The sequence below is a fragment of the Posidoniimonas corsicana genome (assembly GCF_007859765.1).
Classification (GTDB): domain Bacteria; phylum Planctomycetota; class Planctomycetia; order Pirellulales; family Lacipirellulaceae; genus Posidoniimonas; species Posidoniimonas corsicana.
In genome coordinates this window covers 224,571-241,953 of record NZ_SIHJ01000001.1, presented here as the reverse complement: position 1 = coordinate 241,953, position 17,383 = coordinate 224,571, and the positions used below count along the sequence as shown (strand labels likewise).

9 protein-coding genes are annotated in these 17,383 nt (G+C 66.3%); 2 read left to right on the top strand and 7 right to left on the bottom strand.

Annotated elements, in window-relative coordinates; genetic code table 11:
- Nucleotides 1–10 precede the first annotated feature (10 nt).
- The 6 genes from KOR34_RS00910 to KOR34_RS00885 form a co-directional block, all read right to left on the bottom strand.
- Nucleotides 11–1,945 carry a glycoside hydrolase family 113 gene (locus KOR34_RS00910; protein ID WP_146561352.1) on the bottom strand — a complete coding sequence of 645 codons (1,935 nt, stop codon included), beginning with the start codon at nucleotides 1,943–1,945 and terminating at the stop codon, nucleotides 11–13.
- Nucleotides 1,946–2,003: 58 nt separating this feature from the next.
- Complete coding sequence (locus KOR34_RS00905; protein ID WP_146561351.1) at nucleotides 2,004–2,432, bottom strand: hypothetical protein; 429 nt, start codon at nucleotides 2,430–2,432, stop codon at nucleotides 2,004–2,006.
- A gap of 27 nt (nucleotides 2,433–2,459) precedes the next feature.
- Complete coding sequence (locus KOR34_RS00900) at nucleotides 2,460–3,593, bottom strand: DUF1559 domain-containing protein (protein ID WP_146565737.1); 1,134 nt, start codon at nucleotides 3,591–3,593, stop codon at nucleotides 2,460–2,462.
- Nucleotides 3,594–3,644: 51 nt separating this feature from the next.
- Nucleotides 3,645–5,180 (bottom strand): hypothetical protein, encoded by a 1,536-nt coding sequence (locus KOR34_RS00895; RefSeq protein WP_146561349.1) that lies wholly within the window; start codon nucleotides 5,178–5,180, stop codon nucleotides 3,645–3,647.
- A 128-nt stretch (nucleotides 5,181–5,308) separates the two neighbouring features.
- Nucleotides 5,309–6,517, bottom strand: coding sequence for a PEP-CTERM sorting domain-containing protein (locus KOR34_RS00890; RefSeq protein WP_197531024.1), 1,209 nt, complete (start codon nucleotides 6,515–6,517; stop codon nucleotides 5,309–5,311).
- Nucleotides 6,518–6,882: 365 nt separating this feature from the next.
- A complete protein-coding gene (locus tag KOR34_RS00885; RefSeq protein ID WP_197531023.1) occupies nucleotides 6,883–7,923 on the bottom strand; it encodes a LacI family DNA-binding transcriptional regulator in 1,041 nt (346 codons plus the stop codon).
- Nucleotides 7,924–8,288: 365 nt separating this feature from the next.
- Between KOR34_RS00885 and KOR34_RS00880 the strand changes: the two genes are divergently transcribed.
- Both KOR34_RS00880 and KOR34_RS00875 read left to right on the top strand, forming a co-directional pair.
- A complete protein-coding gene (locus KOR34_RS00880) occupies nucleotides 8,289–12,554 on the top strand; it encodes a lamin tail domain-containing protein (protein ID WP_197531022.1) in 4,266 nt (1,421 codons plus the stop codon).
- A 341-nt stretch (nucleotides 12,555–12,895) separates the two neighbouring features.
- Nucleotides 12,896–14,143, top strand: a complete 1,248-nt coding sequence (locus KOR34_RS00875) for an NAD(P)/FAD-dependent oxidoreductase (RefSeq protein WP_146561341.1) — start codon at nucleotides 12,896–12,898, stop codon at nucleotides 14,141–14,143.
- Nucleotides 14,144–14,209: 66 nt separating this feature from the next.
- On the opposite strand, the gene KOR34_RS00870 is transcribed toward KOR34_RS00875, so the two are convergent.
- Nucleotides 14,210–17,383, bottom strand: coding sequence for an error-prone DNA polymerase (locus KOR34_RS00870; protein ID WP_146561339.1), 3,174 nt, complete (start codon nucleotides 17,381–17,383; stop codon nucleotides 14,210–14,212).

Below are 17,383 nucleotides of genomic sequence, written 5' to 3'. Positions count from 1 at the left end.
TCTCTCCTGGTCAGTCCTGTCGGAATCGGTCGGCCCTCAGCGACGCCGCGCAGACCGCCAGTAGCAACGACGTGAAGGTGGCCGGCTCCGGCGCTGGCGAACCGTGGGTCGGCGATATCGCGGCTGCCTGTCCGTAGCTGCTCCGCCACAGTTCGTAGTCGCCCGCGTCGACGACCCCGTCGCGGTTGCCGTCCGCTGCAAGGCCAGCTCCTGTGGCGCCGAGCGTGTCCCGCCAGACCGTGTAGTCTGCCGCGTCGATAACCCCATCGCGGTTGAAATCGGCGTCGCCGATCGGCATGAACGCCGTGTCCGTCAACGCGATGCGGTCGATGTAGATCGTCGCCTCCTGGGCGCCCGGCCAACTGCCAGCAAAGCCAAGGTTCAGCGCGGCCGAGTTGAGCGCGTCGCCAAGGCCGAAGGCCGTGAGCGGGATCTCGACGCGGACGGTCTGATCCACGCCCGCCGCGATTGGCGCGGCGGAGTTGATCTGATTCCAGCCGGCCGGGCTGGCGTCGATCGCGACGTGCAGGTCGAGCGCGGCGAGACCGCTAGGCAGGTCTTCCGCCCGGTACACGACGTCGAGTTCCAGCAGGTAGTCCTCGGAAGACCCCGCCACGGCTTCCTGCAACGCGGCAAGCTGCTGACCGCCAAGGTTGACGCGAGCGTCCCACGTCCAGGACTGTGTCGGCTTGATTATGGCCAGCACCGTTTCGCCGTCGGTCGCCTGGGCGTGTGCGACCGTCTGCAGATGGCTGTCCGGTTCAGTCTCAAAGTCGGGGTAGTAGAACCCCTCCAGCCCGTCCTCAAAGCTGTACAGCACCGTGGTCGCCGCAGGCGGCGGGTCGGGGTCAGGGTCTCCGGGGTCGACGTTGGTCCCATGCACAAAGCTCGACAGCCACTGCGCGGCCTGCTGGTTGTTCGGCTGGTTCCCCCCGTCGGGGTTCATGTTCCACAAGCTTCCCGAGGAGCCTGGCATGTCCCACTGCCAGATGTGCGCCGCCAGCACCTCCCCACCCGCGAGCCGGCCATCCAGCGCACGCTGGAAGCCCTCAAACGCCATGGTCTGTTCGTCCCGATCGAGCGGCGGCGGCTGCCTCCCCGGGACCGACGGGTTAGTGTCGTCGCGTTGCGGTGTAGCGGTTGTCTGATCGTAGGGGAGGTACCCGATCTCGGTAAACTCGATCGGCAGGCCGGCGCCGGCCTTCCTCGACGCCGCGTAAGGGAGTATCTCGGCGTCGAGCTTCGCCTCCCAGGCGGACTGCACGTCGGAGATGAAGTTCGGGTCGGGGTAGGCGCCCGACTGCTGCGCGTCCTCGGCCGACAGCAGGTTCTGAAAGTACGAGTCGATCCCAAGGAAATCGATGCCCGGGTGGTCCCAGATCGCGGCTGCGACGTTCGGATGGTTGTAGTTGTCCCAGTTCGCCGCGTAGCCGAGCGTGCCGCTGAACGCCCCATCGACGGCCGAGATCACCGAGGTCCACTTTGCGTTGTGGCCCGCGTTCCTGCTGAGGGCGCGTAACTCGGTGCCGACGGTCATCGAGTCGGCGCCGCCGGCCTCGGCCATCGCGGCGACGTCCACCAGGTAGTCCTCGTAATGGCCCCAGAAGGTCGTCGCCTCGGGCGAGCCGGGCGCCGGGTCGTAGAAGCCACGCCACTCGCTGAAGCCGACCGGCTCCACGAACGGGTTAACCGTGACCCGCATCCCCAGCGACTTCGCCCGCTCCACGCCGGCCGCGACGTGGGAGAGCTCCGGCCCTTGGTTCGAGCTTGAAGCGATGGAGCCCGTGCCGATCGAGTAGAACCGAACCGGGCTGAGCGAGACCTCGGTGAACCCGGCGTCGTGGGCCGCCTGCACGGCGTCCTGCCACACCTGCGAACCATTCTGAAAATTCGCCCAAGACACCAGGTTGAATCCGACCCCCGGGTCAACGCCGTGCTCGTACACGGTCGGATCGGCTGAGGCAGGCCGGCCCGCCACCAGCGCGGCGGCCAGCAGAAAGAGCCTAGGGCCTCGGGATAGTGATCTGGAAGGGCGCATCCGCGGTGTCGACCGTGATCGGGGTGGTCGCGATGTTGGTGTACTCAGCCGGCACGAGCGAGTTGCCGTTCTCATCGACCGCGAACATGATCGCCACGGTGTGCTTGCCTGGCACCAGGCCGTCGCCCGGCTTGTGGCTGGTGACCGAATCGAACGTGCCATCGGGGTTGAGGTCGGCGCCCGCGGGCCTCGGGTGGGCGCCGCCCACGGCCGGTGCCATCGACTTGAAGATAACCTTGCCGACCTGAAGCGGCTGGCCGTCTTCGTACGTCACGCGGCCGCTCGCGGGCACGTAATCGAACGGCCCACCCCCGCAGCCAAACAACAGCGGCAGGGTCACGATCGCTAGTAAGACTCGCTGCGGCGGGGCCGCCGTCGTCGCTGTGTGCGTCATACGCGCCGCGGTGCTCCGCCGTGGTGGTTAGTTGCCGAGGTCGAGCACGTAGCCGTCGCGTGACACGTTCAGGCGCTGCCAGGCGCCGAAGAGCTCGGGTGAGGTGCTCCCGTCCCCGTTGGCGCCGCCGATCTTGCTGGCGACCGAGCCGTGGAACGGCTGGATCCCCGACTCGATGAAATCGCTGATGAACGTGACGCTGCCGTCGGCCATCGCGGCGTTGGCGCCTCCCGGGTGCCTGCTCCTGACGACCGATTGCCCACTCCGCTGCACGTAGCCGATGGCCATGCACTCGCCACGGAACAGGTCGCGGTTCTGGTTGTAGACGGCGCCGCTGATGAGGATGTCGTCGTCGTTGACGCAGTCGTTGATGGTCGTCGAGCCGTTGGTGGCGTGGCGGCAGTGCCAGCTTGAGCCGCACATTCCCATGGCCCACACGCCGCGGCGGTCCTCGGGGATCAGCCCCACGCGGAGCTCGGTGAGCATCAGCGTCTTGGAGGTGCCGTCGGTGATCTGCCCGATCCGCAGGCCCTTGTTGATCGTGCTGACACCGACGTTCCACTCGTCGTCGAACCGGTTGCCGGCGCCGTCGGTCTGGTCCCAGCTGTCGGGCCAGAACTGCACGCCGTTGAGCCCGTAGTTGCCCCGCGCCCAATTTCCGTCGGTGGAGCCGCTGATGACCGATCCACTCCCCTGCCGCGTGACCGAGCCGGTGAACTTGTTCCCGGCGCCGGTGTCGCTGGGGCACAGCATCACGTCCAGCTCGACCCCGCGCTCGGCCCAGTCCCCCGGCTCGTCCGGCCCCGCACCGTCGGAGATGCGTGCGAACTCAACGTCCAGGTCGAACCGGTCGTACAGGCTCTGCTCCTCGATAAAGGGCAGCGTCAACACGGCCCAGTTGGGGCCCAAACGGTCATCCCGCCCCACGGTGCTGAACTCGGTCTTCATCAGCGGCGGGAACGCGCCGTAGGTGTCGTGGTAGTTGTGCTGCGCGAGCGCAAGGTTGCGCAGGTTGTTCACGCACTGACTGCGGCGCGCTGCCTCGCGGGCCGCCTGAACCGCCGGCAGCAACAACGCCACCAGCACCCCGATGATCGCAATCACGACCAAGAGTTCGACAAGCGTGAAACCGCGACCCGCTGTGTGCCGGCTAGCGAGCATGTTGATTCACCTCCCTGGAAACGGTTGCCAACGACGCGGTGCGCCCACCAGTCAGGCCGTCCGCCGAGCGCTGCGCGAGCGGAGAGAGGCGATCGCCGCCGCCCCTAACGCCGCGAGCACGAAACCGCTTGGTTCGGGCGCCGCCGAGGCGGCCCCTTCGGGGACGATCGACCGCACTCGGAAGTTGTCGATGGTGATGGTCACGTCGTTGCCATCGGCCAGAACGTTCATGTTGGTCGCCAGATGGATGGTCAGGTAGCCGGTTTGATCGTAGATCCCTACGTCCGACAGCGACATCCCGTTGGTGTCGCTGTCGCCGCCAACGTCGTTGAACTGCGAGAGGAGCAGCTCAACGGTCGTTGGCTCCCCGGTGCCGATGCCGGCCACCAGTCCGTTGTCGTTCTGGAAGAACGGGTCCCCCGCGTTCTCGGGGCCGCCGTCGGCGGCCAACGCCAGGTGGATGATGAGGTAGTCTGGGTTGGACCTCGGGAACTGATCCTCGACCGTCACGTCGAACGCGATGGAGTAGGCGTCCGGGTCGTTCAGGGCGGCGACAATCGTGTCGATCTCGGCTTGCACCACCGGGTCGGGCCCACCGCCCACGGCGCCGTAGTTGCCGGCCCAGGCGTCGTAGTCGCCGGCGCCGACCTCGCCGCTCTCGCCGGGATCTCGGTTGGGCAGTTCGAACGCACTGCCCAGGTTGTCCCGCCACACGGTGTAGTCGGCCGCGTCGACGCCGCCGTCGTTGTTGTAGTCTCCCACCGGCGGCGCGGTGTTGGCGAACGCGTCCAGCGAGAAGGCCGTGCCCCACTCGAAACTGCTGGCGGTTGGATGGCGGGTGATCTCGAGGGCGTTGTTGCCGTCGGTCGCGCCAACCGCGGGCGAACCCACGGCGCCCTGACGGACCGCGACGCTGTGCGCGCCCGCCACGATCGGCGTCGAGTCCCAGCCGAGCAGGTCGCCGCCGTTCTCCCAAGAGAACAGCACGGTGTCGGCTAGCGTCGGGGGCTCGGGTGAGGTGCTGAGAGTCGCCATAGCTCCGTCGTAACCACCCAAGAACTCATCGCCGCCGAAGAGCTCCACTCCGAACGAGGTAATGTCCGTAGGGTCGCCGCCCAGCGAGATGATCTGATCCGGCGTGATCGACAGCGTGATCGGTTCAGTCCCCAGCGACACCGCCTGGCCGTTGCCGGTGAAGACCGCCCCGCCCGCCGACCGGACGAATAGCTGCGCCGCCATGCTGGGGAGGCCGGACGGCGCCACCACCGGATCACTGAATGTGAGCGAGAACGCGTCGAGCCCGGTGAGGTCGGCGGTGACGGGCGCCTCCATGGCCACGCGGTAGAGGTTGTCGTTGATGTCGAAGTCGGTCTTGAAGGTCACCTGAACGGCGTCGCCGCCTACGGCGGTCAGCCCCTGCAGCGCCGCCATGTCCGGCTCGGGATTGTCGATAAAGTCAGCGAACGCAAGCCCGAGCAGGTCTGTCTGACTGGGGCTGAAAATCGTCTGAGCGCGGCCGGCTCCGACCGCAATCAGCAAGACGCCGAGCACGAACGCTCGAAGAGTTAAATCCTTAGCCTTGGCCATGCTGTTTCCACCCAGTTGTTGGTTGCGTTCCTAACGGCTCCTGTAGCACCTTCAGCCAGCCCAACGCGCGGCGCCGGTCCTCCGGCGCCGCGGCGTTGGGCTTGTTCAACGCCCGGCTCCCGGCAGCTTCATGCCCACCGCCGCCGCCGTACGCCGGCAAACACCGACGACGCGATCAGCGTCAGCACCACGCCCGTCGGCTCGGGGACGCCAAGCACGACGCTCTGCACGCGGATGTCGATCGCCCCGCCTGCGTGGGGATCAATATTCAGGCCAATCCACTGCGTCAGGTCGAGGTCTCCGCCCGCGCCGAGGGCGTCAAGCGGGAACATCAACTCGTGGAACTGGCCATCGACGGGGAGCGTGAGACTCGTGCCCCCGAACGCGAATTGGTTGTTGGCGTCACGGTCTGCGTATTGGGCGTAGAACTGCACGCCCACCTCGGTGGCGGCGCCGGCGCCGGGGGTCGCCTTCATCGTGACCCGCGCCACCGAGTAGTTCGAGATATCGAGCGGCCGGGCGGAGAAGTTCACCGCCAGCGCATTGTTGTTGCCCCACGCGACCGCCCCGCCAGGGCCATCGCCCAGGTCCACCCAGCGGAGAGAGTCCTCCAGGTTGGTCAGGCCGTCCTGACTCTCGGTGCCCGTCGCCCCCGAAATGCCGCTCTCGTCAAACTTCACTACAGCGTTTTCTAGGCCGAGTGAATGGTCGGCGATCACACGCTCGTTGAGCGGGGTCCCGGCAGTGCGGATCTCGCTGATCTCATACGTGACGGGCGAGGGTTCCGAGTGACCGAAGATCTGGAAACCGACCGTGCGGGCGTACTTGGCCTCACCGTCGGTCCAACCAAGGCTGTTGAGATCGACAGAAACGGTGTTGGCGCCTGGGTTCAACGTAAACCCACCGGCGAAGAAGCCGCAGCAACCGGAGCTGTCGTCGGTCTGGAGAAAGACCTGTCCGAAGATGTCCCCCGTACCGTTGTGGCTGACATCGATCTCAATCGCGTCCAGCCCCAGCAGGTCAACGCCGCCAAAGTCGTAGCGTCCAGACAGGTCGGCGGCGCCCGCCGACTCTTTGGCGTAGTTGAACCCATCGGAGATGGCGAAATCGCCACCCAGAGCGGTTTCGGTGACGGTGAGCACACCGTCGGTAGCATTGGAAAGGTCCGGCGCCGCCGCGCCAAACTGGAACGACCACTCCTCAACGTTAGGGCCTCCGCTAGACCCAATACCGTGGTCCCAGCTGTACAGCACTCCGGGCGACTGCGCGTTGGCCACGCCGACTTGGTTAAGTGAAAGCAAGAGCGCGCCTACCCAGGCGAATCGACACAACCTCATGAGAACTCCCTCCGGACGCATGTGGTGCCAATTGAAAAGAGATTACCGTTCCGGCTCGAACCGCCGCGCCGACCGACCACAGCAACGCCTCGTCCTGTGAGCATTAAAGGCGTCCTGCCCGGCTTCCGCCGGTGCGTGGGGCTCGAAACGACAGCCCACGACTCTACTACTAGCTACGAACAGCTCTGCACGTGTAAGAAAAGCTGCCGGGCAAGCCCGGCGAATCACGTCACGACGGCATGGTAAAGTACTTGAACTAGCCAGTCAAGCATTTTCTCGGGCTTCTTGATCCCGCGTTCAACGCGGCAATCATGGCGGCGATCGCGCCTTTCGACGCGCCGCAAGCCAGACATGGCGGCAAGCATCTACTGATCGGCCGGCGCCGTTGACTCCCTCAAGATAACGTCCGCCTCGATTTTTGCCTTCGTAAAGGGACCGCTCACGGTCCCGTCCAACCGCTGGAGCACCAGCGAGGCCGCCTCGACGCCGATTTCCCGCGGGCGTTGGCGGACCGTCGACAGGGGGGGTGCCAGGCCCGCCGCAAAATCGAGATCGGCGAATCCGATCACGGACAGGTCGCTAGGAATCGACATACCGAGGGCTGCCGCCGCGTCGTAGACGTGGCGTGCTTCGTGGTCGGTGACGGCGAAAACCGCGGTCGGGCGGAAATCGCTGGTAAGAAGTTCGGTCGCCACTTCAACCCCGTTGGTTCCCTCGCGGTTCAACCGCCAGCTCCTCACCTCGGCGTCGGACTGCACCTCCACCGCCCGTTCAAACTCCTCACGGCGTTCGAGCGCCCAAGTCTGGGACTGACTCTCGCGGCTTGAGATGCACGCGATGCGCCGGTGGCCGAGGTCGAGCAGGTGCTTGGCCACCGTCTTGGCGGCAAGCGCCTCGTTAGTTCCGACCGTGTCACAGATCGGCTCATCGGGCTCATAGTCGATCACCACCACCGGCACGCTACGCTCGGCAAGGTCGCTGATGTGGCGCCGGTACGCCACAGCGAACGTCGGCCACATGATCAACGCGTCGACCCGCCGGTCCAGCAGACGGTTGATCTGACGCAGCCCTTCTTGCTCGTCTGCCTCGAAGTGCGGCATGTGGTCAAGGTCGCCCTGCCAGATCGTGATCGGCAGGTAGTCGGCCTCGCCGAGCCGGTGGTGGATGCCCGATAGCACCTTGACCCAAAACGAGTCGTAGGGCGGGATCATCACGCCAACGGTCATCGTACGGCCAGACTGGATGCTGCTCACCAGCAGATTGCGGCGCCAGCCAAGCCGTTCCGCGGTCGCGACTACTCGCCGGCAGGTCTCTTCGCCGAACCGGCCCACATCGCCACGCAGGATCTTGGACGCGGCGCTGACCGACACGCCGGCTTCCGCAGCGACGTCTTTCAAGCGCGGCACACGTGGCTCATTCATTGTGGGCCTACCCGGCCTCCGGTGGTTCGGCAAGTCTGGCGTTGATGCTGGCGTTCTCTGCTCCGCTGGGCGCCGGCCCCCATCTTAACGACCGGCCCACAGGCTGACGACGTCCGAAGTCCTTAGACCCACAAACGACGCCTCGAACCGGCGTCGATTCGACGTTGTTGTCTCGAAAGAAGCCTCCCATTGCGTCGTATCAACCGCAACACCCACCTAGAATGAGGTTAATCCTCGTTTCCTTCCCCTTTTCCCACCAGCAGCCCTTCACGGCGATCCCCGCAGGGCCGCACCAAAGCACACCCGGCCCCGCCGCATGTGCGGGGTTTCCGTTCTGCACCCGAGACTCTATGCCACGCCGACCCAGCCCCGCTGCACCGAAGAACGACAACTCCCGACACGGCCGCCGCCTGCAGTACGAAACGCTAGAAGACCGCCTGGCGCTGACGGTTGAGATTAGCGAATTCCTGGCGGGCAATGATTCTGGCCTGGAGGACGCCGCCGGTCATCGCCATGACTGGATCGAGCTGACGAACACCGGCGCGTCGCCCCAGAACATCTCTGGGTGGAGCCTGACCGACGACCAGCTGAACCTAACCAAGTGGCAGATCCCCTCGACGCCAGAGACCACAAGCCTGGCACCGGGTGAGTCGCTGCTGGTGTTCGCCTCGGGGGCGAGCGGCGAGGTAGGTGTGGTCAACGGCGAATTGCACGCCAGCTTCCAGCTGTCGATGGAGCCGGGCTACCTGGGGCTCGTGCGGGCCGACGGAACCACCGTAGAGGACGCCTACGACCTCTACCCTCAGCAGGTGGCGGACGTGTCGTACGGCCTGGGGGTCGGAACCAGCGCCACGACGACCGAGACGCTGATCACGGCGGGCTCGTCGGCTACTGGCGATGGCTCCCCGGCCAAGTTCCGCCGATTCACCGGGCCCAACGCCAGCGTCGACGATCACTGGACCGAGATCGACTACGTCGCAAGCTCCGGGGATGGCTGGACCAATGCGACCAGCGGGCTCGGCTACGGCTACGGCAGCCCCTGGCAGGACAGCACGGTCTCGCTGGGGGGCGAGATTGCGGGCTACGTGCGGATGCCGTTCACGGTCGACAACGCGGCTCAGCTGACGTCGCTCAACCTGGAACTGCGTGTCGACAACGGCTACATCGTGTACCTCAACGGCAGAGAGGTGCAGCGCGAACGCCTGCCGACAATGTTCAAGATCGGCAACGACTGGCTCGACGCCAACAACGGGCAAGGCGGGCTCAACAGCCGCGAGAACCTCAGCGATTCGACCATCACCGGGTCGCCGGCGGTGATCGATCTCACGGCCTGGCTCGACACGATCGAAGAGGGCGAGAACGTGCTGGCGATCTACGCCGCCAACCACACCAGCGACCAGGGCGACTACCTGGTGCACGCGGAGCTCACCGCCGGACGCGCGGTCGGCCCAGTGGCCGACTCGTTCATGGTTACGCCAACTCCGGGACTAGAGAACGGCGCGGGCTACCTGGGGGTCATCGAGGACACGCTCTTCTCGCATGACCGAGGATTCTACGACTCGCCGTTTCTGCTGGAGATCACCACGGCCGAGCCGGGCACGACCATCCGCTACACCACCGATGGCACGCGGCCAACGCTCTCCAACGGGTCTACCTACTCGGCCGGTTCACCGATCCTCGTCAACCCGGCGACGCTCAGCTACGCCGATGCCGGCGTGGTGACGATCCGCGCCGCCGCGTTCAAAGAAGGCTACTTCCCCACGAATGTCGACACGCAGTCGTACATCTTCCTGGACGACGTCCTCGACCAGGACGGCGCCGGCCTGCCCGACTACAGCGATTGGGGCTACGCCGGGCCGGATTGGGACATCGATCAGAGCATCGTCTCATCGGTGGGGCCCGAGAACCTGAAGGACGACCTCAAGTCGATCCCCACCATGTCGCTGGTGATGGACTGGGAAGAGATGTTCGGCAACGGCTCCAACGAGGGCATCTACACCGAGGACAGCCGCTGGCGCAACAAGAGCGACGAACGGCAGGCCTCGCTCGAGTACTTCACCGCCGACGGCGCCGAGGAGTTCCAGATCGACTCGGTGGTCGAGATCCAGGGGCACTCCAGCACCAACCGCTGGCGGAGCGACAAGCTCTCGCTGCAGGTCAAGTTCAAGCAGCCCTACGACACCAAGCTGGAGTCGGACACGCTCTTCGGCAACGCGGTCAACGCCGGCGAGAGCCCAGCGAACGACTTCGACACGCTTATCCTCGACGCGCAGTACAACTACACGTTCGCGGTCAACAACACGTCGGTCCAGGGCCCCTACGCCACCTACGTGCACGACCAGGTGGTGGCGGACTTGTCGAACCTGGCAGGCGTGCCGGCCGCGCACGGACGCTGGGTGCACCTGTACATCAACGGCGTCTACTGGGGCATCTACAACGCCCACGAGCGGCCCAGCGACTCGTTCGCCGAGGAGTACTTCGGCGGCGACAAAGACGACTACCTGGTGGTCAAGGGCTTCGAGGGGCGGGACCTGCTGCACGGCGGAACGCAGGACAAATACCTGCAGGACGACGGCGGTCTGGCCTCACAAGAAGCCTACCAAGAGCTGATCGACCAAGTAGACGACAACCTCGCGAGCCTGGGCCAGTACCAGGAAGTCGCCGCGTTGCTCGACATCGATGACTTTGTCGACTACATCATCATCCACTACTACGCCGGCAACTACGACTGGGGCGAGCTCAACTGGCTGGCGTCGTACAACAGCGTGGACCCGGAGGGCCGCTGGCGGTTCCACTCGTGGGACCAGGAACACGCGTTTCCCAACGACCAGAACGCGCCCGCGGGTGACGGCCGCAATCAGGACTACGACCACACCAGCCAGGTCGCCAACGACTTTGGTGAGCACGAGTTCGGCCCGACCGGCATCCACCACAAGCTGATGGCCAGCGAGGAGTACCGGCTGCGGTTCTCAGACCGGGTGGAGGAGCTCATGCGGAACGACGGACTTCTGACCCCCGCCAACGCGCAGGCGGTCTGGCAGGCCCGCGTCGACGAGATTTCGGGCGCCATCAACGGCGAGGCCGCCCGCTGGGGCGACAACCGCAGCCCGGACAAGGACGGCGACGACTGGGCGACCAACGCCCAGTACACGTCGGACCACTTCTTCTTCGCCAACGGGCCGTACCAGAGCCGCACCGACACGGTCATCGGCATCTTCAACAACACGTTCTCGCCGGGCAGCGACGATGACGAGGTCGGCAAGACCGACTGGCTCGTCAACCTCGACGCGCCCGACTTCAATCAGTTTGGCGGCGAGGTCTCCGGCCCGTTCGGGCTCACCATGAGCAACCCGAACGGCGGCGGGACCATCTACTACACGCTGGACGGCTCGGACCCCCGCACTCCCGGCGGCGGCGTCAGCCCGACGGCCACGATCTACACCGGCGCCGCGGTCAGCCTGGCTGAAACCACCCAGGTTCGGGCGCGCGTCCGCGACACGGCACAGTCGGGGACTTCCAACGACTGGAGCGCGGAGGTCGCCAAGACGTTCACCATCAGCCAGTCCGGCCTGCGGATTGTGGAGCTGATGTACAACCCGGCCGCCGCAGGCGACCTGGAGTACATCGAGTTGCTTAACACGGGCGACTACCCGGTCGACCTGAGCGGCGTGCAGATCACCGATTTCTCGAGCGGCGGTTACACATTCGCCGCCCAGATGCTGGAACCTGGCGAGCGGATCGTTGTCGCGCAGGACGTGGCGGCGTTCAAGTCGCACTACCCTGGGGTTGCAAATGTCGCCGCCACAGCCTTCTCAGGCAGCCTCAGCAATAGTGGCGAGACCGTCACGCTGCGTGACGCCAACAACAACGTGCTGCAGTCGTTCACGTACAGCGACGTCGCCCCCTGGCCAACCTCACCCGACGGCGGGGGCTACTCGCTAGAGTACATCGGCCCCTTCGACGCCGACGCGGCGGACCCGACGCAAGTCGCCGGCGACCCCTACGACAACGCCGCCAACTGGCGCGCGAGCCTGCTTGAAGGTGGCTCGCCCGGGACCGATGGATCTGCCAGCACCCTGCCGGGCGACTTCGACTCGAACGGCGCCGTGGAGCAGGCCGACTACGACGTCTGGCGATCAACGTATGGATCCACGTCAGACCTGCGTGCCGACGGCAACAACGACGGCCGCGTCGACGCCGCCGACTACAGCATCTGGCGTGACAATCTAGGCGCGGTCGCCGCCCCCATCATTGCGGCAGTCAGCGTCCCAGCGCCCGCGCCGCAGCCGGCGGCAGAACAGCCCACCGCATCGGCGGCCGATTCGGCGTTTGCCGAAGAATCGAACGAAACCAAACTAGCGGTTGCGTTTGCTTCGGCGACTGAGCACGCGGAAAGTGCATCAAACGCCTCTAGGTCCGCGATCGACCAGTCGTTAGCGGCTGCCGCCCGACCAGACAATCCGCTGCTGTTGTACTCCCTTCGGAGGAGCGGCGGTATGGATGGCGATCTGGATGAGTCCGAGCCGCTTACCGGCGAGCAGCTTGCGGCCCGTGACGAGGCTTACAACACCCTCGAGGGGAAACCGCTCGAGAGCTGGCGCCCTCCCGCGGTGTAGCCCGAGCGTCAATCACGCAGGCGCCAGCCGCCGACCTTCGGCCCGCCAGCTGGTCTGGCATCGAGCGTGCACGGCCCGAGGCAGTCCGGCTCACCGTCCCGAGGCGGCCTGCTCGGTCTGGCCAGCGTGTAGAGCCGCGAGCGTAACTACCTCGAGGCTAGAACCCATCCCATCCGACCCGTGTCGCCCTCCGCTGCGACCGCTTGCGTTAAGCACTTGCCGCGGCTCTACAATAAATTGCTTAGAGCGTTGTCGTTGTAGCGTCAGATGCTCACTGGGTTCAAAGCAACTCGCTCTTCTGCTGGTAGCTGGGTTGCTCCGCCGAATTGGGAGGCTGCCGTATGCCGCGTCGGGTGATTGTTGTTGGTGCTGGGCTGGCGGGGCTGTGCTGCGCCCGCAGGCTGTGCGACTCTGGCTGTGAGGTGCAATTGCTGGAATCAGCCGATGCGCCCGGCGGCCGCATCAGGACCGACAGAGTTGATGGGTTCCTGCTAGACCGCGGCTTCCAAACCCTGCTCTCTAGCTACCCAGAAGCCCGCGGGCAGCTGGACCTCGCCGCCCTCAACCTACACGCGTTCCAGCCCGGGGCGCTGGTGCGTCACCGCGGTGGGTTTCACAAGCTGTGCGACCCGTGGCGTACGCCGTGGGAAGGCGTGAAGTCCTTGATCACTCCGGTAGGCTCCCTGGCCGACAAGGTCCGCATCGCCCGCCTAAGGAGGCTCGCAACGGACGGGTCGCTTGAGTCGTTGCTTGGCGGGCCAGAAACACCGTCGCTGGAGTTTCTGCAGCAGCAGGGATTCTCCGCCACCATGATCGATTCGTTCTTCCGCCCGTTCCTGGGTGGGGTCTTTCTAGACGGTTCACTGGCCACGTCCAGCAAGATGCTGCTGTTCGTGTTCCGCATGTTCGCCACCGGCGATGCGTGCCTGCCCGAGTCCGGGATGCAGGCGATCCCGGAGCAGCTCGCCGCCGAGCTCCCCCACCACGTCCTGAGGTTGCAGACGCGTGTCGAAGCGATAAGCGAAGATGCCGTAACCCTCGCGTCCGGCGAGCACTTGGCGGCGGACGCGGTGGTGATCGCCGCCGGCCCCGGTGCGAGCGGCAGGCTGCTCGACGCCGAGCGCGACCTGCCCACACAAGGAGTAACCTGCCTGTACTACTCGGCGCCAGCCCCGCCGGTCACTGCTCCAATGCTCGTACTCGATGGAGAGGGCGGCGGGCCGGTCAACAACCTGTGTGTGCCGAGCTCTATTGCCCCGTCCTACGCGCCGAGCTGCAAGAGCCTGATCTCGGCTTCCGTCCTGGGAATCCCCGACCAGTCGGATGACGAGCTCTCTCGAGAGGTCATCGAGCAGTGCCGTGGCTGGTTCGGCGACCAGGTTGGCGCCTGGTCGCTGCTCCGCGTCTACCGAATCGCGGACGCTCTGCCGCAACAACTGCCGGGCGCGCTGTCGCCCTCTGAACGCCCCGTGAAGCACGCCACCGGCGTCTACGTTTGCGGCGACCACCTCGACAACGCATCGATTCAAGGAGCGATGACTTCGGGCCGTCGCGCCGCGGAAGCGGTGCTTGTTGACCTGGGCGGCTAGCGAAGTGCGCCTCATCTCTTCCTCGGTTTGTTCACTCACTGAGTCTAGATGGTGGACTTGGTTGCATCAGTGGAAGTCACGCGACACGAACTCGAAACCTGGTGCTGAGCCGCCGCTCTTCTGCCGGGGCAGCGCCTCGATCCGCTTAACGATCAGGTGGATCACCCCTTCGGCGTGCTGCAGCTCGCCGGAGGCGATCCACGCGTTGCTGCGGCGGGCGACCGAGTAATGCTGTTCCCAAACGTGGGGGCGGATAATCAGGTTCGCGACGCCGGTCTCGTCCTCGAGTGTGGCAAAGGTAATCCCCTTGGCGGTCCCCGGCCGCTGCCGCAGCAGCACCAGCCCAGCAACCGCAACCCGGCTGCCCGATCGGGTGGTCTGCAGCCGCTCGGCCCGCAGCACCTGGCGCGTGTCCAGCATCTCGCGGAAGAAGGCCAGCGGGTGTGCCCGCAGCGACAGCCCCAGCGACTGGTAGTCCGCCAGCGTTTCCTGCAGCGGGCTGGGCGGCGGGAGGGAATCAATGAGGGGCTCGTCGTCGTCCAGGTCGGCTAACAGCGGCCGGCCTTGGTCGTTGCTCTCCTGCGCGAGGGCGTGCCACTGCGCCTGCTGGCGGTCTACTCGAAGCGAGCCGAGAGCGTCGGCCGCGGCGAGGCTTGAGAGGGCCTTGCGGTCGAGCCCGGCACGCCGCCGCAGCTCTTGCTGCGTCCGGTACCCGCCCTGGCGGCGCTGCGCCACGATTCGCTGCGCCGCGGACTCCGCTAGCCCGCCAATCAACCGCATGCCCAGCCGCAGCGTGAGCGCGCCGGCCGAGGGCTCGAGCGTGCAGTCCCAATCGCTGTGGTTGACGTCCACCGCGCGGACCTCCACCCCGTGGTCCCGCGCGTCGCGCACCAGTTGGGACGGAGCGTAGAACCCCATCGGCTGGCTGTTGAGCAGCGCCGCGCAGAACGCCGCCGGGTGGTGGCGTTTCAACCAGCACGACGCGTACACCAACAGCGCAAAGCTGGCCGCGTGCGACTCGGGAAAGCCGTACTCGCCGAACCCTTGCAGCTGCCGGTAGCAACGCTCGGCGAACCCCTCGTCCAGGCCATTGGCCCGCATCCCGTCCAGCAGCTTCTGGCGGTAGTGGTCGATCTTGCCGCCCGACCGCCACGAAGCCATTGCCCGCCGCAGCTGGTCCGCTTCCCCCGGCGTGAAGCCGGCCGCGACTTCCGCCAGCTTCATCGCCTGCTCCTGGAAGATCGGCACACCGAGCGTCCGCTGCAGCACGCCGCGGATGGCGTCGTTGGGGTAGTCCTCGGGCTCCTCGCCGTTGCGGCGTTTGAGGTAGGGGTGGACCATGTCGCCCTGGATTGGCCCCGGCCGCACGATGGCCACCTCGATCACCAGGTCGTAGAACTTGCGGGGCCGCAGGCGGGGCAGCATCGTCATCTGGGCGCGGCTCTCGATCTGGAACACGCCCATCGTGTCCGCCCGGCAGATCATCTCGTACACGGCCGGGTCCTCGGCCGGCAGCGTAGCCAGCGTCCACCGGCGGCCGGTGTGCAGGGCGACCAGGTCGAACGCCTTGCGGATGGCGGTTAGCATTCCGAGGGCTAGGCAGTCGACCTTCATCATGCCCAGCTCCTCGATGTCGTCCTTGTCCCACTGCACGATCGTGCGGTCGGGCATCGCGGCGTTCTCGATCGGCGCCATCTCGCACAGCGGGCCGCGGGTCATCACCATGCCGCCCACGTGCTGCGAGAGGTGCCGCGGGAACCCCACCAACTGGTCCACCACCGTCAGCAGCCGCTCGCCCAGCGGCGACGCGGGGTCCACGCCCGCTTGGCGGAAACGGTCGGGCAGCTTGGGGTCGTGCGACCAGCCGTCGACCTGCTTGGCGAGCGCGTCGACGCGGTCGTTCGACAGGCCGAGCGCCTTGCCCGCGTCGCGTATCGCGGAGCGGACGCGGTAGGTGATGACCGTGGCCGCCAGCGCAGCCCGCTCCCGCCCGTACTTGCCGTAAACGTACTGCAGCACCTCCTCGCGCCGCTCGTGCTCGATATCGATGTCGATGTCGGGCGGCTCGTTGCGTTCCTCGCTGATGAACCGCTCGAACAGCAGGTCGCTGTGCTCCGGGTCGACCGAGGTAACCCCCAGGCAATAGCAAACGGCCGAGTTGGCCGCCGACCCACGCCCCTGGCAGAGGATGTCTTGCGAGCGGGCGAAGCGGACCACGTCCCATACGGTGAGGAAGTAGGCCTCGTAGTGCAGCTTGTCGATCAGGTTCAGCTCGTGCCGTAGCATGCCCTCGACCTTGGCGGGCAGGCCCTCCGGGTAGCGGCTCTGCGCGCCCCGCCAGGTGAGCTCGTGCAGCCACTCGCGTTCCGACTTGCCGTCGGGCGTGAGCTCGTTGGGGTACTCGTAACGCAGCTCGTCGAGCGAGAACCGAACCCGCCCCGTGATGTCGAGCGTCTTCGCCAGCGCGTCGGGCCGGTCCCGGAACAGTGACTCCAGTTCGAGCCGGGGCCGAAGGTGCCGCTGGGCGTTGCTGAACAGTTCGCGTCCGTCGGCGGCGTCAACAGTCACGCCGTGGCGGATCGCGGTGAGGACGTCGTGCAGCGACTGCCGGTCGCTGCTGTGGTAATAGACGTTTCCCGAGGCGACCAACGGAACGCCCGCCTGGCGCGACAGCTCACCAAAGGCCGCTAGCCGCTGACGGTCGTCGCCGCCGCGTTGCAGGTCGACCAGCAGGCAGCCGCGGTCGCCGAAGGCGTCACGGAAGAGCGGCCAGTCGAGATTACTAGCTGGCTGCTCCAACGCGACCCCCGCCTGCAGGCCCGAGGCGTGCTCGTAGAGGTCGTTCAGACGCAGCTCACACCCGCCCTTCTCGGCCCGCCGCCGCCCGACCGTCAGCAGCCGGCAGAGCCGTCCGTACGATGCCCGGTCGGTCACCCACAACACAATCGTTGGCCCGTCTATAGGCGTCACCTCAGCGCCCACAACCAGCTTGAGGCTGGTTTTCTTGGCCGCGGCGTGCGCCCGCACGATGCCCGCCAGACTGTTGCGGTCGGTCACGGCCAGGGCCTCGTAGCCCAGCTCCGCCGCCCGCGCGACCAGCTCGTCGGCGTGCGAGGCGCCCTCCAAGAACGAGAAGTTGCTGCGGCAACGCAGTTCGGCGTACGCCGGGCCAGCCCCGCTTAACACCGGCTCTGCCGCCGGCAACGGTACGCGTTTCTGCAGCACGGGCGGGTCGGGCAT